The organism is Thermobispora bispora DSM 43833 (assembly GCF_000092645.1).
Lineage (GTDB): Bacteria > Actinomycetota > Actinomycetes > Streptosporangiales > Streptosporangiaceae > Thermobispora > Thermobispora bispora.
On record NC_014165.1, the window covers coordinates 4,129,134 to 4,143,666 of the forward strand.

General features: G+C 72.4%; 17 protein-coding genes and 1 tRNA gene. 9 read left to right on the forward strand and 9 right to left on the reverse strand.

Annotated features, from left to right (window positions below; translation table 11 throughout):
• Positions 1 to 107 precede the first annotated feature (107 nt).
• The 4 genes from TBIS_RS17635 to TBIS_RS17650 form a co-directional block, all read right to left on the reverse strand.
• Positions 108 to 192 (reverse strand) — tRNA-Ser (locus tag TBIS_RS17635).
• A 104-nt stretch (positions 193 to 296) separates the two neighbouring features.
• A complete protein-coding gene (gene tadA, locus TBIS_RS17640; protein WP_013133757.1) occupies positions 297 to 755 on the reverse strand; it encodes a tRNA adenosine(34) deaminase TadA in 459 nt (152 codons plus the stop codon).
• The gene (locus TBIS_RS17645) at positions 752 to 1,228 is read right to left on the reverse strand and encodes a tRNA adenosine deaminase-associated protein (protein WP_013133758.1); all 477 of its coding nucleotides are present in this window, start codon (positions 1,226 to 1,228) and stop codon (positions 752 to 754) included. The genes tadA and TBIS_RS17645 overlap by 4 nt, the downstream gene beginning before the upstream one ends.
• 15 nt (positions 1,229 to 1,243) lie before the next feature.
• The gene (locus tag TBIS_RS17650; protein WP_041432599.1) at positions 1,244 to 1,732 is read right to left on the reverse strand and encodes a tRNA adenosine deaminase-associated protein; all 489 of its coding nucleotides are present in this window, start codon (positions 1,730 to 1,732) and stop codon (positions 1,244 to 1,246) included.
• A 141-nt stretch (positions 1,733 to 1,873) separates the two neighbouring features.
• Between TBIS_RS17650 and upp the strand changes: the two genes are divergently transcribed.
• The 5 genes from upp (at position 1,874) to TBIS_RS17675 (ending at position 6,568) form a co-directional block, all read left to right on the forward strand.
• Entirely contained in the window at positions 1,874 to 2,512 is a 639-nt protein-coding gene (gene upp / locus TBIS_RS17655) for a uracil phosphoribosyltransferase (protein WP_013133760.1), read from the forward strand.
• Between the two features lie 1,063 nt (positions 2,513 to 3,575).
• Complete coding sequence (locus tag TBIS_RS19370) at positions 3,576 to 3,752, forward strand: hypothetical protein (protein ID WP_013133761.1); 177 nt, start codon at positions 3,576 to 3,578, stop codon at positions 3,750 to 3,752.
• On the forward strand, positions 3,749 to 4,279 hold the full coding sequence (locus TBIS_RS17665) for a PH domain-containing protein (RefSeq protein WP_013133762.1): 531 nt from the start codon (positions 3,749 to 3,751) through the stop codon (positions 4,277 to 4,279). Before TBIS_RS19370 ends, TBIS_RS17665 begins: the two co-directional genes overlap by 4 nt.
• Before the next feature lie 156 nt (positions 4,280 to 4,435).
• Entirely contained in the window at positions 4,436 to 5,764 is a 1,329-nt protein-coding gene (locus TBIS_RS17670) for a helix-turn-helix domain-containing protein (RefSeq protein WP_013133763.1), read from the forward strand.
• Between the two features lie 96 nt (positions 5,765 to 5,860).
• Positions 5,861 to 6,568 carry a FadR/GntR family transcriptional regulator gene (locus tag TBIS_RS17675; protein ID WP_013133764.1) on the forward strand — a complete coding sequence of 236 codons (708 nt, stop codon included), beginning with the start codon at positions 5,861 to 5,863 and terminating at the stop codon, positions 6,566 to 6,568.
• A 110-nt stretch (positions 6,569 to 6,678) separates the two neighbouring features.
• Here the strand turns inward: TBIS_RS17675 and dnaN are convergent, their stop codons facing one another.
• The 3 genes from dnaN to TBIS_RS17690 form a co-directional block, all read right to left on the reverse strand.
• Positions 6,679 to 7,773, reverse strand: a complete 1,095-nt coding sequence (gene dnaN / locus TBIS_RS17680; RefSeq protein ID WP_013133765.1) for a DNA polymerase III subunit beta — start codon at positions 7,771 to 7,773, stop codon at positions 6,679 to 6,681.
• Positions 7,774 to 8,067: 294 nt separating this feature from the next.
• Complete coding sequence (locus tag TBIS_RS17685) at positions 8,068 to 8,709, reverse strand: response regulator (RefSeq protein WP_013133766.1); 642 nt, start codon at positions 8,707 to 8,709, stop codon at positions 8,068 to 8,070.
• Positions 8,709 to 10,178 (reverse strand): sensor histidine kinase, encoded by a 1,470-nt coding sequence (locus TBIS_RS17690; protein ID WP_013133767.1) that lies wholly within the window; start codon positions 10,176 to 10,178, stop codon positions 8,709 to 8,711. The genes TBIS_RS17685 and TBIS_RS17690 overlap by 1 nt, the downstream gene beginning before the upstream one ends.
• 131 nt (positions 10,179 to 10,309) lie before the next feature.
• Between TBIS_RS17690 and TBIS_RS17695 the strand changes: the two genes are divergently transcribed.
• The 3 genes from TBIS_RS17695 to TBIS_RS17705 all read left to right on the forward strand — a co-directional run bounded on the left by TBIS_RS17695 (position 10,310) and on the right by TBIS_RS17705 (position 12,911).
• Positions 10,310 to 11,182, forward strand: coding sequence for an ABC transporter ATP-binding protein (locus tag TBIS_RS17695; protein WP_013133768.1), 873 nt, complete (start codon positions 10,310 to 10,312; stop codon positions 11,180 to 11,182).
• Positions 11,183 to 11,547: 365 nt separating this feature from the next.
• Positions 11,548 to 12,303, forward strand: coding sequence for an ABC transporter permease (locus TBIS_RS17700; RefSeq protein ID WP_013133769.1), 756 nt, complete (start codon positions 11,548 to 11,550; stop codon positions 12,301 to 12,303).
• Positions 12,304 to 12,467: 164 nt separating this feature from the next.
• Positions 12,468 to 12,911: an SRPBCC family protein gene (locus TBIS_RS17705; protein ID WP_013133770.1), complete on the forward strand. Its 444-nt coding sequence runs from the start codon at positions 12,468 to 12,470 to the stop codon at positions 12,909 to 12,911.
• A gap of 85 nt (positions 12,912 to 12,996) precedes the next feature.
• Here TBIS_RS17705 and TBIS_RS17710 read toward each other — a convergent pair whose 3' ends face one another.
• Positions 12,997 to 13,659 (reverse strand): DsbA family oxidoreductase, encoded by a 663-nt coding sequence (locus TBIS_RS17710; RefSeq protein ID WP_013133771.1) that lies wholly within the window; start codon positions 13,657 to 13,659, stop codon positions 12,997 to 12,999.
• 14 nt (positions 13,660 to 13,673) lie between these two features.
• Positions 13,674 to 13,829, reverse strand: coding sequence for a hypothetical protein (locus tag TBIS_RS19470; RefSeq protein WP_013133772.1), 156 nt, complete (start codon positions 13,827 to 13,829; stop codon positions 13,674 to 13,676).
• 75 nt (positions 13,830 to 13,904) lie between these two features.
• Between TBIS_RS19470 and TBIS_RS17715 the strand changes: the two genes are divergently transcribed.
• Positions 13,905 to 14,282, forward strand: a complete 378-nt coding sequence (locus TBIS_RS17715; RefSeq protein WP_013133773.1) for a winged helix-turn-helix transcriptional regulator — start codon at positions 13,905 to 13,907, stop codon at positions 14,280 to 14,282.
• Positions 14,283 to 14,533: the final 251 nt, after the last annotated feature.

Sequence of the window (14,533 nt, forward strand, 5' to 3'; positions counted from 1 at the left end):
GAGCAGCGCCGACACCGCGGAGCAGGGAGAAAGCAACACGGTGAAAGCCGGGGGGAATGCGAAAGAGCCGTCGACCGGTGGAGGTCGGCGGCTCCTTCATCGCTCAGCGGTGGAGGTGGGATTTGAACCCACGGTAGGTTGCCCTACACACGCTTTCGAGGCGTGCGCCCTCGGCCGCTAGGCGACTCCACCGCCCAGCAGCTTACCGGACGAACACCGATTGCCGTACATCGGAATGCCGGGTGCGTTTCATCCGGCGTGTTTCATGCGGCCCGCGCCGTCCGGCGCCGGCCGGTTCAGCCACGGCGGCCGGCGAAGAAGGAGCGCAGCACCGCACCGCACTCCTCGGCGAGCACCCCCAGCACCACCTCGGGCCGGTGGTTGAGGCGCCGGTCGCGCAGCACGTCCCACAGCGACCCCGCCGCGCCCGCCTTCTCGTCGGCCGCGCCGTACACCACCCGGTCGACCCGGGCGAGCACGGCGGCCCCGGCGCACATGGTGCACGGCTCGAGGGTGACGACGAGGGTGCACCCGCTTAGCCGCCACGTGCCGAGCGCACGCGCGGCGGCCCGCAGCGCGAGGACCTCGGCGTGGGCGGTGGGATCCCCGCTCGCCTCCCGGTCGTTGCCGGCCGCGGCGAGCACCGTGCCGTCGGGCCCGAGCACCACCGCGCCGACCGGCACCTCCCCGCGCTCCCCCGCCCGTACGGCCTCCGCGAGCGCGAGGCGCATGGCGGGCTCGTAGTCCTGGGTCATCGCAGCCGGTCGAGCTCGTCGGCGAAGCCGAGACGTTCGGCGATGAGGGAGAGGATGTCCGCCGGGAGCACGCCCTCCTCCATGCTGAGCTCGAGCAGCTCCTCGGCGGTCAGCGAGAGGTCGGCGAGCAGCTCGAGGTCGCCCACCGGCCGGATGCCGAGGTCGGGCGCCTCGCTCACGTCGGACACCCCGGCGAGCTCCAGGAGGATCTCGCCGATCGGGTCGCCCTGGGCGGCGTGCGCGTCCGAGACGAACACCCGCGGGTCGAGGTCGTCCTCGTAGCGGACGATGCCGAACCACTCGTCATCGACCTCGACGCACAGCAGGGCGAGCTCGTCGCCGCCGAGGCCGAGGGCCTCCTGGACGGCATCGCCCAGATCGTCGGCGATCTCGGCGTCGGTGAGGTCGACGCCGGCGCCGGCCCAGCCCTCGCCGGTCTTGACGAAGGCGGCGGAGAACAGGTCGGGTCGCATCCGCGGCTCCCCGGCCTAGCCGATGGCGGCCTCGACCGCGCGTTCGAAGGGCTGCGAGAAGCCGAGCCGCCCGGCGATGCTCGACAGCACCTCATCCGGGAGCAGGTCGAGGTCGCTGGCGAGGGCGCAGAGCTCCATCTCGTCGAGCCCCAGGTCGGCGAAGATCGACAGATCGCCGACCGGGAGGACGGTGTCGAACTCCTCCTCTTCCGGGACGGGGACGTCGAGGTATTCGAGGACCTGCCGGGCCAGGGGCCAATCCCACGCGGCGGTGATATCGGAGAGGAAGACGTTCACCCGTTCGCCGTAGACCCGCAGCACCACGAAGAAGTCATCCCCCACGGCGACCATGCCAATCGTGGGCCCCATGCTCGGGATCTGACGCAGGGCGTGAATCAAACCGTGGAGATCGGAGGTGAGCGCCACGGGAAGCATTTCGGCCTCCCATCGCTCCTCTTCACGGTAGACCACGATGGCGAAGTCGAGAGCGTCCGCGTCTGGCATGGTCAACCCCACCGGCACCGTCCTTACGTCAGGCCATCGTCCCAGACTCGGAGATCCACAGTAGGGCGGTCGTCCTAAATTGTGATCGAGAACATCGGGTCAAGGTGAAGAAAATTTAGCGACACGGTACCTTTGGGTGCCATGGACACGCTCGTCGTTGATCATCCGCTCGTCGCCCACAAACTCACCGCTCTCCGCGATGAGCGGACGGATTCGCCGACGTTCCGTCGGCTCACCGACGAGCTGGTCACCCTGCTGGCCTATGAGGCAACCCGGGACGTGCGCGTCACCGACATCACGGTGAACACCCCGCTCGCGCCGGCCCGGGGGGTACGGCTGGCGCGCCCGTCCCCGCTGGTCGTGCCGATCCTGCGGGCCGGGCTCGGGATGCTCGACGGCATGACCCGGCTGCTGCCGACCGCCGAGGTCGGCTTCCTCGGCATGATCCGGGACGAGTCAACGCTGAAGGCGCAGACCTACGCGACCCGGCTCCCCGACGACCTGTCCGGCCGGCAGTGCTACGTCCTCGACCCCATGCTCGCCACCGGGGGCACCCTGGCCGCCGCGATCAAGTACCTGTTCGAGCGCGGCGCCGACGATGTCACCGCGGTCTGCCTGCTCGCCGCGCCCGAGGGCCTCGCCCGCGTGGAAGAGGAGTTCAAGGGCACCGACCTGCCGATCCGCGTGGTGACCGCCGCGGTCGACGAACGGCTCAACGAGCACGGGTACATCGTCCCCGGGCTCGGCGACGCCGGCGACCGCCTCTACGGCGTGGTCTGACGCCCGTCTGATCGGCCACCACGGCCGATCGATCGAGACGGCCGATCGACCCGCCGCGGCCGGTCGGCTGTCACAGCTGATCGACAGGCCCGGTACCGGCCGCCACGGCGCTCGTGGTCGGGGCACATGGGCCACCGTCCGAACGCGGCACCGGCCGTCCGCGCGCGACCCGACACCGACATTCACTGCGTGGCCGACGCCGGCCTCCACGGCGTGACCCTACGCCGACGTTCACTGCGCGGCGCGACCTCGTCCTTCGCGGCGTGACCCGACGCGGGTCTTCCTTGCACGGCCCGACACCGACCTACACCGCGCGGTCGGATCTCGACCTTCATTGCGCGGTCCGATGTCGACCTTCACTGCGCGGCCGCCGGCCTTTCGCACGGGATCCGGCGGTCTGCCCCGTGGTCCCGGCGGGCTTCGCAGACGGTCCGGCCCCTTCGATGCACGGCCTGACGTCTTCGGCGTGCGCTCCGCCGTCCGCCATGGCCTGCGGCCGCAGCTCGATCGGCGGCGTGGGCCGCACGGATGCGACCGACGGTGCCGAGGCCGGGGATGATGGCCCCGAGGCCCGCGAGTGATGGCCGGCCGGCGGGGTGGCCGGGGCGTCACGCCGTACCTGATCGGCACGTCCGGCTGGGCCGCCGATGCTCTCCCCTATCTCCCTCCTCTCTCCGCTTCTCCACACTCCTACTGTTACACTCCGTTATTCATGGGGTACGCACAGTGACGCGACGTCATCGCGTTTCGCCCGAGCAGCGCCACCAGGGGGGAGCCATGAGCCCGCCTCCGGCACGCGTACGGCACGAGCACGCCGAGGCCGCACCGAGGGCCGGCCTCGAGGACCGCCGCCACCCGGCGATCGTGCCGGTCGCTCACCAGGGTGCGCCCGGGGATCGGCGGCCACCAGCCACGCATCCCGGCCGGGTGTCCCGGCACCGCCCGCGGCACCCGCTCGGATAACGCGGCGCGACGACGGCGCAACGGTGGGCGGGGAAAGGCCGGCGATTATTCACGGCCTTTACCGCTTTACCGAAGAAGGCGTCTGGGTAATGTAGTGGTCATGGGAGTGGTGACGGCGGTGCAGGCCAAGAAGGTCCTGAAATGGGCGGCCATAGTACTGGTCGCCTTTTACCTGCTGACAAGGCCGACGGACGCGGCGCACACCGTGCACGGGGCGTTCAACGGTCTGATGCGTGCGGCTGACTCGATGGCTCAGTTCTTTGCCTCGCTGACATGAGACTTGTGGCCCGCGGGGAATCGGCCCCCTCCTCGATCAACCGTTACCTACTCCCTGGCGAAGTCCCCGTCGTCATGGTCCGGCGCCATCCCGCCGTGCTACTCCGTCCGGCGGCAGAGACTTTCGGTGGGCTGATCGTCGCGGGCCTGCTCAGCAAGATGCTGAGCGACAGCGGGGGCGGTGACGCGCTCCCCATCATCTGGTGCGCCTGGCTCCTGCTGCTCGTCCGCCTGCTCTGGCGGGTGGCGGAGTGGGCCGACGATCACTTCATCGTGACCAACAAGCGCATGCTCGTCACCAGCGGGCTGATCACGCGCAAGGTCGCGATGATGCCGCTCAGCCAGGTCACCGACATGAGCTTCAAGCGGTCCCTGCTCGGCCGCCTCATCGGGTACGGGGAGTTCGAGCTCGAGTCGGCGGGTCAGGATCAGGCGTTCCGCGAGGTGAGGTACCTCCCGTACCCCGAAACCCTCTACCTCGAGGTGTGCCAGCTGATCTTCCCCGATAAGGACAACGACGACGATTAGCGACCGGATCAAAACTATTCGCAACCATCCAGGTTGCCTTCAGGGTTCCGTAACCCAACCTACATCGCCGTGATTCTTAACCGAGGGTTACGTGATTCGGTCATCTCATGCCATCATGACAACGCCATTCGTCGTTCTCCCGCCCTGAGAGTCCAGATGCCGAGTCAGGGAACCATCGGCGACCGCGTCCGCGGCCTGCGGCTGAGCAGGCGCATGTCACAGGCCCAGCTCGCGGGGCCGGACCTGTCCGACAGCTATGTCTCACTGATCGAATCGGGTAAGCGGACGCCCACCCCTGCGGTGGCCCGTCTCCTGGCCGAAAGGCTGGGCTGCACCACCGAGTTCCTCCTCCACGGGATCGAGCCGCGGCAGCGCATCGACACCGAGTTAAGCCTGCGCCACGCCGAGCTCGAGCTGCACCACGGCTCCCCCGCCGTGGCCGCCGACCGGTTCAAGGCGATCATGCAGGCGTCCGACGGGGACAACGCCACGCTCGCCACGCGGGCGCATGTCGGGTTCGCCCGCGCTCTGGAGGCTCAGGGGAAGATCGAGCAGGCCGTCGAGGAGTACGAGCGGCTGCGCCGGGAGGCCATGGAGCACCCCGAGCGGCTCTCCGATCTGCCGCTGATCGTCGCCCTCTGCCGGTGCTACCAACGGGCCGGCGACCGGCTACGGGCCCGCGACCTCGGCGCCGAGGCGCAGGCCAAGGCGGAGCGGATCGGCATCGTCTCCGGCGAGGTGGCCATCGACCTCGCGCTCGCCCTGGTGGAGACCGGGACCGGCCTGCCGTACGTGGAACGGGTCCTCGACCTGACCGGGGTGCCCGAGGTGAGGGATCGCACCGCCGAGGTGCAGGCGCTGTGGCGGGCGAGCACGACCGCGGCCGAAGGGGACGACTCGGCCCTCGCCGTCCAGCTCGCCGAGGACGCGCTCGCCGTCGGCCGTCCCGCCCGGACGGCGCTCACGTCCGCCCGGATCGCGAGAGAACTTGCACAGATTCGGGTGATGGATCCCAATTTTGATGATTTGGAGCGCGCCAAGGAACTCGCCGAAGCGGCCCTCCGGGTCTTCACCGGGCTGTCCGCCGACCCGCGGGAGCTCGGGCGCAGCCTCGCCGTGCTGGGCTGGCTCCGCATCCGGACCGGGGACACGGCCTCGGCGATCGAACTGGCCCAGCGGATGCTGGAGCTCTCCCCGGCCACCGGGGGGATCATCGCGGCGACCGCGCACCTGGTCTTGGCGAAAGCCGCTTTGGCACGCTCCGATGACGCCACACTGGCGCTGCGGCGCGCGCATGAGCTGCTCGACGGCGACCCCGAGGCGCATGAACGGGAGGCCGCCAAGACCTGGCGGATGCTCGGTGACCTTTATGGGCAGGCCGGTGACAGACGCTCGCAGGCGACGGCTTATCGTAAGGCGCTGGAGGCCGTAGGCATCCACGTGACCATTCCCGGCGTCGCCGGCGCGGCCATGCTCGCCGGTTAGCCGACCGGCGCTCGGGGTGTGGTCAGAAGGCTCTGGAATAATTGGGAGCCTCATTCCATCATCGGATGATTGGCATCCCAAAGGAGGCTGGCGGCGGTGAGCCTGCGGACCGCGCAGCGGGCGTCTCTTGTGGACCAGGTGATCGATCAGCTCAAAGAGCAGATCACTTCGGGTTACTGGCAGCTCAACGCCAAGATCCCGACTGAGACCGCGCTCGCGGAGCAACTCGGGGTCGGCCGGAACACCGTGCGGGAGGCCGTGCGGGCGCTGACACACGCCGGGCTGCTCGAGTGCCGGCAGGGTGACGGCACATACGTCCGCGCCACGAGCGAGCTGTCCGGGGTGATGGCGCGACGGCTCCGCGCGGCCGAGCAGCTCGAGATCCTCGAGGTCCGCCGGGCGCTCGAGGTGGAAGCGGCCCGCCTCGCCGCGATCCGCCGCACCGATGAGGACATCGCCGCGATGGAGGCCGCCCTCGCCGAACGGGAGAAGGCCTGGGCGGAGGGCGACCCCGAGACGTTCGTCGAGGCCGACCTGAACTTCCACGTGACGGTCGTCGCCGCCACGCACAACCAGGTCCTGATGGACCTCTACCTGGACTTCTCGGCGGCCCTGCGCTCGAGCATCCGCACCGCGGGCGGCTCGCTGAAGGAGAACTACATCCCGCACGACACGATCGTCCGGGCGATCGTCGCCGGTGACGCGGCCGCCGCCGAGCGCGCCGGCCACGCCTGCATGGAGCACATCCTGATCGCCCTCACCGAGAACGCGGGCGACGGCTCCTCCTCGCCGGGCGACGACTGACCCCGCTCTGCCGGGGGTTCGGCGGGTCCGGTCGTGTCCCCGGGCGGCCGAGCGGCCGGCGGTACGGCCCAACCGATACGGCCCAACCGATACGGCTCAATCGGTACTGCTCAGCCGTGCGGGCGGACGGGCATCACCAGGTAGCGGAAGGCCGGGTCGTCGCCCTCTTCGGTGATGAGGGCGGCGCGGGTCGGGGTGGCCATGTGCAGGCGCACCCGCTCGGTCTCCACCCCGGCCAGGCCGTCGAGCAGGAAGTGCGGCTGGAAGGCGATGTCGATGTCCGGCCCGTCGAGCTCGGCCGCCACGATCTCCGTGCTGCGGCCGATACTCCCCCCGCCCGCGCGGATGAGCACCTGGCCGGGCGAGAAGGCGAGCCGTACCGGAGTGTTGGGCTCGGCGACCAGCGTGACCCGCTTCACCGCCTCGACGAACGGGGCGAGGGCGAGGTCGGCGTGGATCGGCCACTGCTCGGACAGCCGGGACCGATAGTCGATGAACTGATCGTCGAGCAGGCGGACGATCACCGTCCGGTCCTGGTTCCGCAGGCCGATGACGTTCTCGCCGAGGCCGATGGAGATCTCGCCCTCGCGGAGCGACCGCGCCGCCTCCACCAGCAGCCGGGCGGGCACCACCACACCGCGCCGCTCGTCCGGGCGCTCGGGGTGCCAGAGGAACTCGCGGGCCGCGATCCGGTAGCGGTCGGTCGCCGCCATGGAGACCCGGACGCCGTCGATGTCGATCCGGACACCGGTGAGCATGGGGAGACTGTCGTCCCGGCTCGCCGCGGCCGCGACCTGACCGGCCGCGGAGGCGAACACACCCCCGCCCACCGCCCCGGCCTTCGGCGGCATGGCGGGCAGGCTGGGGAAGTCCTCGTCCGGGAGCACGAGCAGGTCGTACTCGAGGCTGCCGCAGGTCAGGACGGCCTCACCGCCGTCCCGGTACAGGTCGACCGGCCGATCGGGGAGGCTCTTGGTGATCTCGGCGAGCACCCGGCCGGGGATGAGCACCCGTCCCGGCGCGGCGACATCGGCCTCGATCTGCGCCCAGGCCGACACCTCGTAGTCGAAGACCGAGATGCGCAGATCCGCATCCGCTTCGAGCAGCAGTCCCGAGAGCGCGGGCACGGTGGACCGTCCCGGCAGCAGGCGGGCCGTCCACGCCACCGCATCCGCCAGCACGTCTCGGTTCACCCGGATCTTCACTGCGACCTCCTAGCACCCCCGTTCGGTGAGAAGGTAACCCCCGGGAGCGACAGAACGAGCGGCGAACCAGCGAAACGGTCGATGCGGCCCACCCGGGCTCGGCCGCGTGGTAACACCGGTCCCCGGCGGCGCATGCACCGGACCAGGGGTGGACCCGCCGGTGCCCGCGCCGGGCACCGCGCCCCCGGCCCGCAGCACCCGCCGCCCGCCGCGGGCGTCCCCCGCGCGGTGCCGCCGGGCGCGATGACGGTGACACATACGACATGGTGACCGATCGCAAAACCGCCGCCCGCCTCACCTGCGGTCGAGGAAGGTCAGCACGGCGAGCACCCGGCGGTTGTCGTCGTCGGACGGGGCGAGGCCGAGCTTGGCGAAGATGCCGGCGATGTGCTTGCTGACCGCGCTCTCGCTGAGGTAGAGCCGCTGCCCGATCGCCGCGTTCGACCGCCCCTCGGCCATGAGCTCCAGCACCTCGCGCTCGCGCGGGGTGAGCCTGCTGAGCGGCTCGGGGCGGGCGGCGAGCAGCCGGGCGATGACCTCCGGGTCCATGGCCGTCCCGCCCGTGGCCACCCGCCGCACCGCGTCGGCGAACTGCTCGCCGTTGAACACCCGGTCCTTCAGCAGGTAGCCGACCCCTCCCGACCCGTCGGCCAGCAGCTCCCGGGCGTACAGCCGCTCCACGTGCTGGGAGAGGACGAGGATCGGCAGGCCGGGGACCCGTTCGCGCGCCTCGAGCGCCACGCGGAGCCCTTCATCGGTGTACGTGGGCGGGAGCCGTACGTCGACGACCGCCACGTCCGGGCGCTCCTCGAGGAGCGCCCGGAGGAGCTGCGGCCCGGACTCCACCGCGGCGACCACGTCGAAGCCGTGGGCGCGGAGCAGGTGGATCAGCCCCTCCCGCAGCAGGTGGTGGTCTTCGGCGAGGACGACGCGCATCACCGCACCCCGGCCCGGTGGACCAGCGCCGGCCAGGCGGCGAAGGCGAGCATCCCGGCACCGAGCAGGATCATCCCGCCGATGACCGGCCACTGGAACGGTTCCGCCACGTGCAGCCCGAGGAACCACGACTTCGCGGTCACCCCGGTCAGCTTGAACACCATCGGCACGAACCCCTGCGGGACCAGGGGGATCCAGCCCAGGACGCCGCACGCGACGAGCGCGATCGCCCGCCGGGTGAGCGGCTGCGGCCGCGGCGCGGGCAGCGCCTGCGGCAGCTCGATCACGGCAGTGGTGGGGCCGCCGGCCGGGCTGCTGAGGGTGAGGACGCCGTCGAACGCGCCGATCCGGCGCTCGATGCCGCGCAGCCCGGTGCCGCGCGCGGGATCGGCGCCGCCCCGGCCGTCATCGGTGACCGTGATCCGCAGGGTGGTGCCGTCGTGGCCGATGTCGACCCAGGCCCGGGTCGCGCCGGCGTGCCGTGCCGCGTTGCCGAGGAGCTCGCTGATCGCGAAGTACGCCGCGGACTCGAGCGGCGCCGCGACCCTGGCCGGCAGGTCGATGGTGACGTGGGTGGGCAGCGGGCAGTCCAGGGCGAGCGCCCGGACCGCGTCGCCGAGCCCGCGTTCGGCGAGCACCGGGGGGTGGATGCCGCGGACGATCCGGCGCAGCTCGTGCAGCGCGTCGGCGGAGGCCTCCCGCGCCTTGGCGAGCATGGCCCGGGCGGCGTTCCGGTCGGTGTCCAGCAGCCGCTCGGCCGTGCCGATCATCATGCCGACGGCCACCAGGCGGGCCTGGGCGCCGTCGTGCAGGTCGCGCTCGATCCGGCGCAGCTCGGCCGCCTGCGCGTCCACGACCTCGGTGCGCACCGCGGAGAGCCGGCGCACCTGCCGCGCGAGCTCGGCCTTCTCGGTCGGGCCGAGCAGCGCGTGCGCGAGGTACCCGTACGCGCGCAGCGCCCACGGCGCGTACCTCGGGGCCACCGCGGCGGCGAGCACGAGCCACGCCAGGCCGAGCGGCGCCCCGCTCACGAGCTGGACGGCGCCCACCGCGGCGAGCAGCACCGGCGCCGCGACGAGCAGCCCGCCCGTCCACGGGACCACCAGCAGGAAGAGCAGGTCCCGCCAGGTGGCCGGATCGTTGAGCAGCCACGTCAGCCGGAGCGCGGTCCCCTGCATCACCGGGCCGCACCGGCCCGGCCCCGGCTCCCCGGCGCGCTCCGCCGGCGGGGTGGGCGGCGGCCGGTACGGCTCGGCGATCGCCACGCCCGCCCACGCGCGGACCAGCCGCCGGTTGACCCGGGCCGCGGCCCGCGCGAGCCGTACCGCGGGAGGGAAGAGGAAGACCAGGCCGGCGAAGAAGCTGAGCAGCACCGCCACCAGCATCACCACGGCCACGAGCTCTCCCAGCACCGCCAGGGAGAACAGGCCAAGCCCCCTGGCCAGCGCCGTCAGCGTCCTTCGCACCATAGGCCCCAGTCTGCGCCATCGGGCGGCCTCCCCCAATGGCCCCCGCTACCCGAAAAGGGTGGAGATGACTCCACCCCGGATGGGCGCCCAGCCGCATTCCGCCGCCGCCCCGGCCCGCCTAGCGTCGAGGCATGGCGATCATCACGGTGGACCACCTGCACAAGGCGTACGGCGATCGGGTGGCGGTCGAGGACGTCTCGTTCTCCGTGGACGAGGGCGAGATCTTCGGGATCGTCGGCCGGAACGGCGCGGGCAAGACGACGACGGTCGAGTGCATCGCCGGGCTGCGCACCCCCACGTCGGGCACGATCCGGGTGGACGCCGACCTGAAGGAGGAGGTCGGGGTCCAGCTGCAGGACTGCTCGCTGCCCGACAAGATCCGGGTCCGGGAGGCGCTCGGGCTCTTCGCCTCGTTCTACGCCCGGCCCGCCGACCTCGGCCGGCTGCTCGACGAGACCGGCCTCGACCCGGACGCGCCGTTCGCGAAGCTCTCCGGCGGGCAGCGCCAGCGGCTGTCGATCGCGCTCGCCCTGGTGGGCGACCCGAAGATCGCCATCCTGGACGAGCTCACCACGGGCCTCGACCCACGGGCGCGCCGGGAGACCTGGGACCTGATCGAGCGCATCCGGGCGCGGGGGGTCACCGTGCTGCTCGTCACCCACTTCATGGCGGAGGTCGAGCGGCTCTGCGACCGGGTCGCCCTGCTCCACGCGGGACGGGTGCGCGCGGTGGACACCCCGGCCGGGCTGATCGCCCGGGCGGGGCTCGGGCAGCGGCTCGTGTTCCGCACGTCCGAGCCGATCGACGGCCTGCGGGACCTGCCCGAGGTCACGTCGGTGACCAGCGCCGGTGACGAGGTTACCGTCACCGGCGCCGGCGACCTGCCCGCCGCGGTGCTGACCCGGCTGCCCGCCTCCCGGATCTCCGGCCTCCGGGTGGAGCGGGCCTCCCTCGACGACGCCTTCCTCGCGCTGACCGGCCAGCCGCCGGCCGAACGGCCGTAGCGCGGCCTTCGACCGGGCCGGCGCCACCGCCGCCGGTCCGTGGCGCCTCGCGCGCGCCGGGGCGACGGCACCGCCCCCGCACCCGGGCACGGCGCTGCCTGCGCACCGGGCCACGGCACCACCTGCTCACCGGGCTCACCGGGCCACGGCACCGCCCCTCGCACCCGGATACGGCACCACCTTTGCCCCCGGGCCACGGCGCCGCCCGCGCACAGAGCCGGGGTGCCGCCCGGCACCGATGCCCGTTCACCGGGCCGATCCCCGAGCCCGGGAACGGCCCACCCGGCCGGGCCACCCGGCACCGGACCGGCCCTTCCGACGCCGCGCCGGGACCGCCCGGCGCCTCCGCTGACCTGGAGCCGCTCATGACGACCCGCCTCCCCCTCGCCCGGCTGATCGCCGTCGAGGCCAGGCTCTTCCTCCGCGAACCCGCCGCGGTGTTCTTCGCCGTCTTCCTCCCCGTGGCCCTGCTGCTGGCCCTCGGCGCCACGATCCCGGGCTTCCGGGAGCCGGTCCCCGCGCTCGGCGGCAACCGGGTGGTGGACGTGCAGCTTCCCGCGATGATGACCCTGCTGACGGTGGTGACGCTCGCGCTCAGCACCCTGCCGACGGCCCTGGTGGTCTACCGGGAGCGGGGCGTGCTGCGCCGGATGTCCACCACCCCGGTACGGCCGGGCACGCTGCTCGCCGCCCAGCTCGTGATCTATTTCGCCGTTTCGGTCGTCTCGGTGGCGCTCATCCTGGTGCTGGGCAACGCGGTCCTCGGCGTGCCCTACCCGCGGGCGCTCGGCGCGTTCGCCGGGAGCTACCTGCTCGGCGCGCTGACCCTGTTCGCCCTGGGGCTGTGGCTCGCCGCGGTGGCGCCGAACTCCCGGGTGGTCCAGGGGGCGGGTTCGGCGGCGATGTTCCCGCTGCTGTTCTTCGCGGGCATGTGGCTGCCCCGGCGGCTCATGCCGGAGGTGCTGCGCCGGATCAGCGATCTCACCCCCACCGGGGCGCTCGGGCAGCTCTTCACGGACGCGTTCGCCGGTCACCCGCCGGAGGCGTTCCACCTCGCCGTGGCGGCCGGTTGGGCCGTGGCCGCCGGTCTCGCCGCGGCGCGCATGTTCCGCTGGGAGTGACGGCGGGCGTGCCGGGATCCCGGTCCCGGCGTGCGGACGCCTCAGGAGTCCAGGACCTTCGCGACACCGGTTCGTGATCGTAAGGCGGCCGGCCGGTTAACGCGCTCTGCCACAATTCGGACCGAGAAAAACCGGATTTTCGGACCGATTTTCGGGGAGGCCCGGTGCCGACGAGGGTGCTGGTCAACACGTTCCATGTCGCCGCGGATCCGAAGGAGGTCTTCGACCACCTCGCCACACCCGAGAGCTACGTGGGGCTGTCTCCCCTGGTGGTGGCCGTCCGGGACGTCGATCGCTCCGACCCGGACGTGGTCCGGTATACCTCGATCGAGCGCTTCGCCTTCGGCCCGTTCCGCTACGACAACCCGATCGCGGTCACCCTGCGCACCGACGGGCTCGCCGTGTACGGGGAGGTGCGCAGCCCGGGCCGCGTCCGGATGCGCTACCGGTTCGACCTGTCGCCTGAGGACGGCGGGACCCGGGTGGAGGATCGGCTGGAGCTGACCGCCCCCTGGTTCCTGACGCGGTTCGCCGCGGGTCAGGCGCGCCGGGTCCAGCTCGCCCGGGCCGGCATCCTCGCCGAGCGGCTGGCCGTCCGGACCGGCTGAGCGCGCTCGTCCTCCCCGTCGCCGCCTCGGCGCCGCCGTCCGGGCAACGGCCCTGCGGCGGTGGTACGGCCGGCGTGCGGCCGCGCTAGGCCGGGGTGGCGGTGGTGCCGGCGGTGGCGTTGCCGTGGACCGTGCGGAGCGCCTGGAGGAGCATCTCGGAGCTCTGCGCGCCCGCGATGCCGTAGGCGTTGTCGAACACGAAGAACGGCACCCCGGTCACGCCGAGCTCCCGGGCCTGCCGGATGTCCTCCTCGACCTCCCGCGTGTACTCGTCACCGGCGAGCACGCGGCGCGCCTCGTCGGCCGGGACGCCGACCTCCGCGGCGAGCTCGGCGAGCGTCTCGGGGTCGTCGAGCACCCTGCCCTCGCAGAGCTGGGCGCGCATGAGCCGCTCGTGCATCTCCGCGCCGAGGCCGTGCGCCTTGGCCAGGTGGGTGAGCCGGTGGGCGGCGAAAGTGTTGACCATGACCGCCCGGTCGAAGTCGTAGGCGAGCCCTTCCTCCGCCGCGAGCGCCTTCACCCGGTCGGTCATCGCGCGGACCTGCTTGAGCGGGAGCCCCATCTTCTTGGCGAGGGACTGGTACACCGGCTCCCGGGTGCCCACGGGGTAGCCCGGATCGAGCTGGAAGCTGCGCCACACCACCTCGACCCGGTCGGCGTGCTCGAACTCGGCCAGCGCCCGCTCCAGCCGCCGTTTGCCGAGGTAGCACCAGGGGCACACGATGTCCGACCATACGTCGATCCGCATCGATCCCTCCGCGCTCACCAGCAGGTCCCGTCCGAGCACACCGGCGCGTCCTCGGTGCCCGGCATCACCAGGCCCGGCGCCGCCGGGTACGGCGTGGCGTGCTCGTCGCGGCCGGTGCCGTCCGGCGTGGACGGCGAGGACCGCTCGGCCGGCTGCCGTGGGGTGTCCATCACGCCTCCTGGTTACTTATTGTGCGTAACAGAACGACACGTAAGTATCCCAGCCCAGTGAAGGGAGGCACCGCGATGCCGGACACGCGGCCGGATCCGCCCGCCGAGGTCGAGGACTGCCCCGTCCGCGAGGTGCTCGACCGGGTGGCCGACAAGTGGAGCGTGCTCGTCATCGTGCTGCTCGGCCGGCGCCCGCACCGGTTCGGCGAGCTGCACCGCGGCATCGAGGGGATCAGCCAGCGCATGCTCACCCTGACGTTGCGGCAGCTCGAACGCGACGGGCTGGTCCGGCGCACCGTGCACGCGAGCGTACCACCCCGGGTCGACTATGAGCTGACACCGCTGGGCCGGACGCTGCTCGCCCCGCTCACCGCGCTGAACGAGTGGGCCATCGCGCACCGCGACGACATCCGGGCCGCGCGGGCGCGCTACGACCGCGCCACCGCCGAGTGATCCGGGGCACCCCATCGGCCGGTCCCCGGGTACGGCCGGCTTCCGGGTGTGCGGCGGGCCCGGTCATCCCGGTGCGTCGCATCCCCGTGACGCGACCGGCACTCCCGCGGACGGTCCTCGGCGGAGGACAGGCCGGCACGACACCGATCTCCCGGCGGTCCGGCGTGCGGACCCGCCGGCGCCGTCCCGGCATGGGCCGCGTCCGTCCCTTCGCGGCGCGCGTTTCCCCGGCGGGCGGAGCCGTACCACCG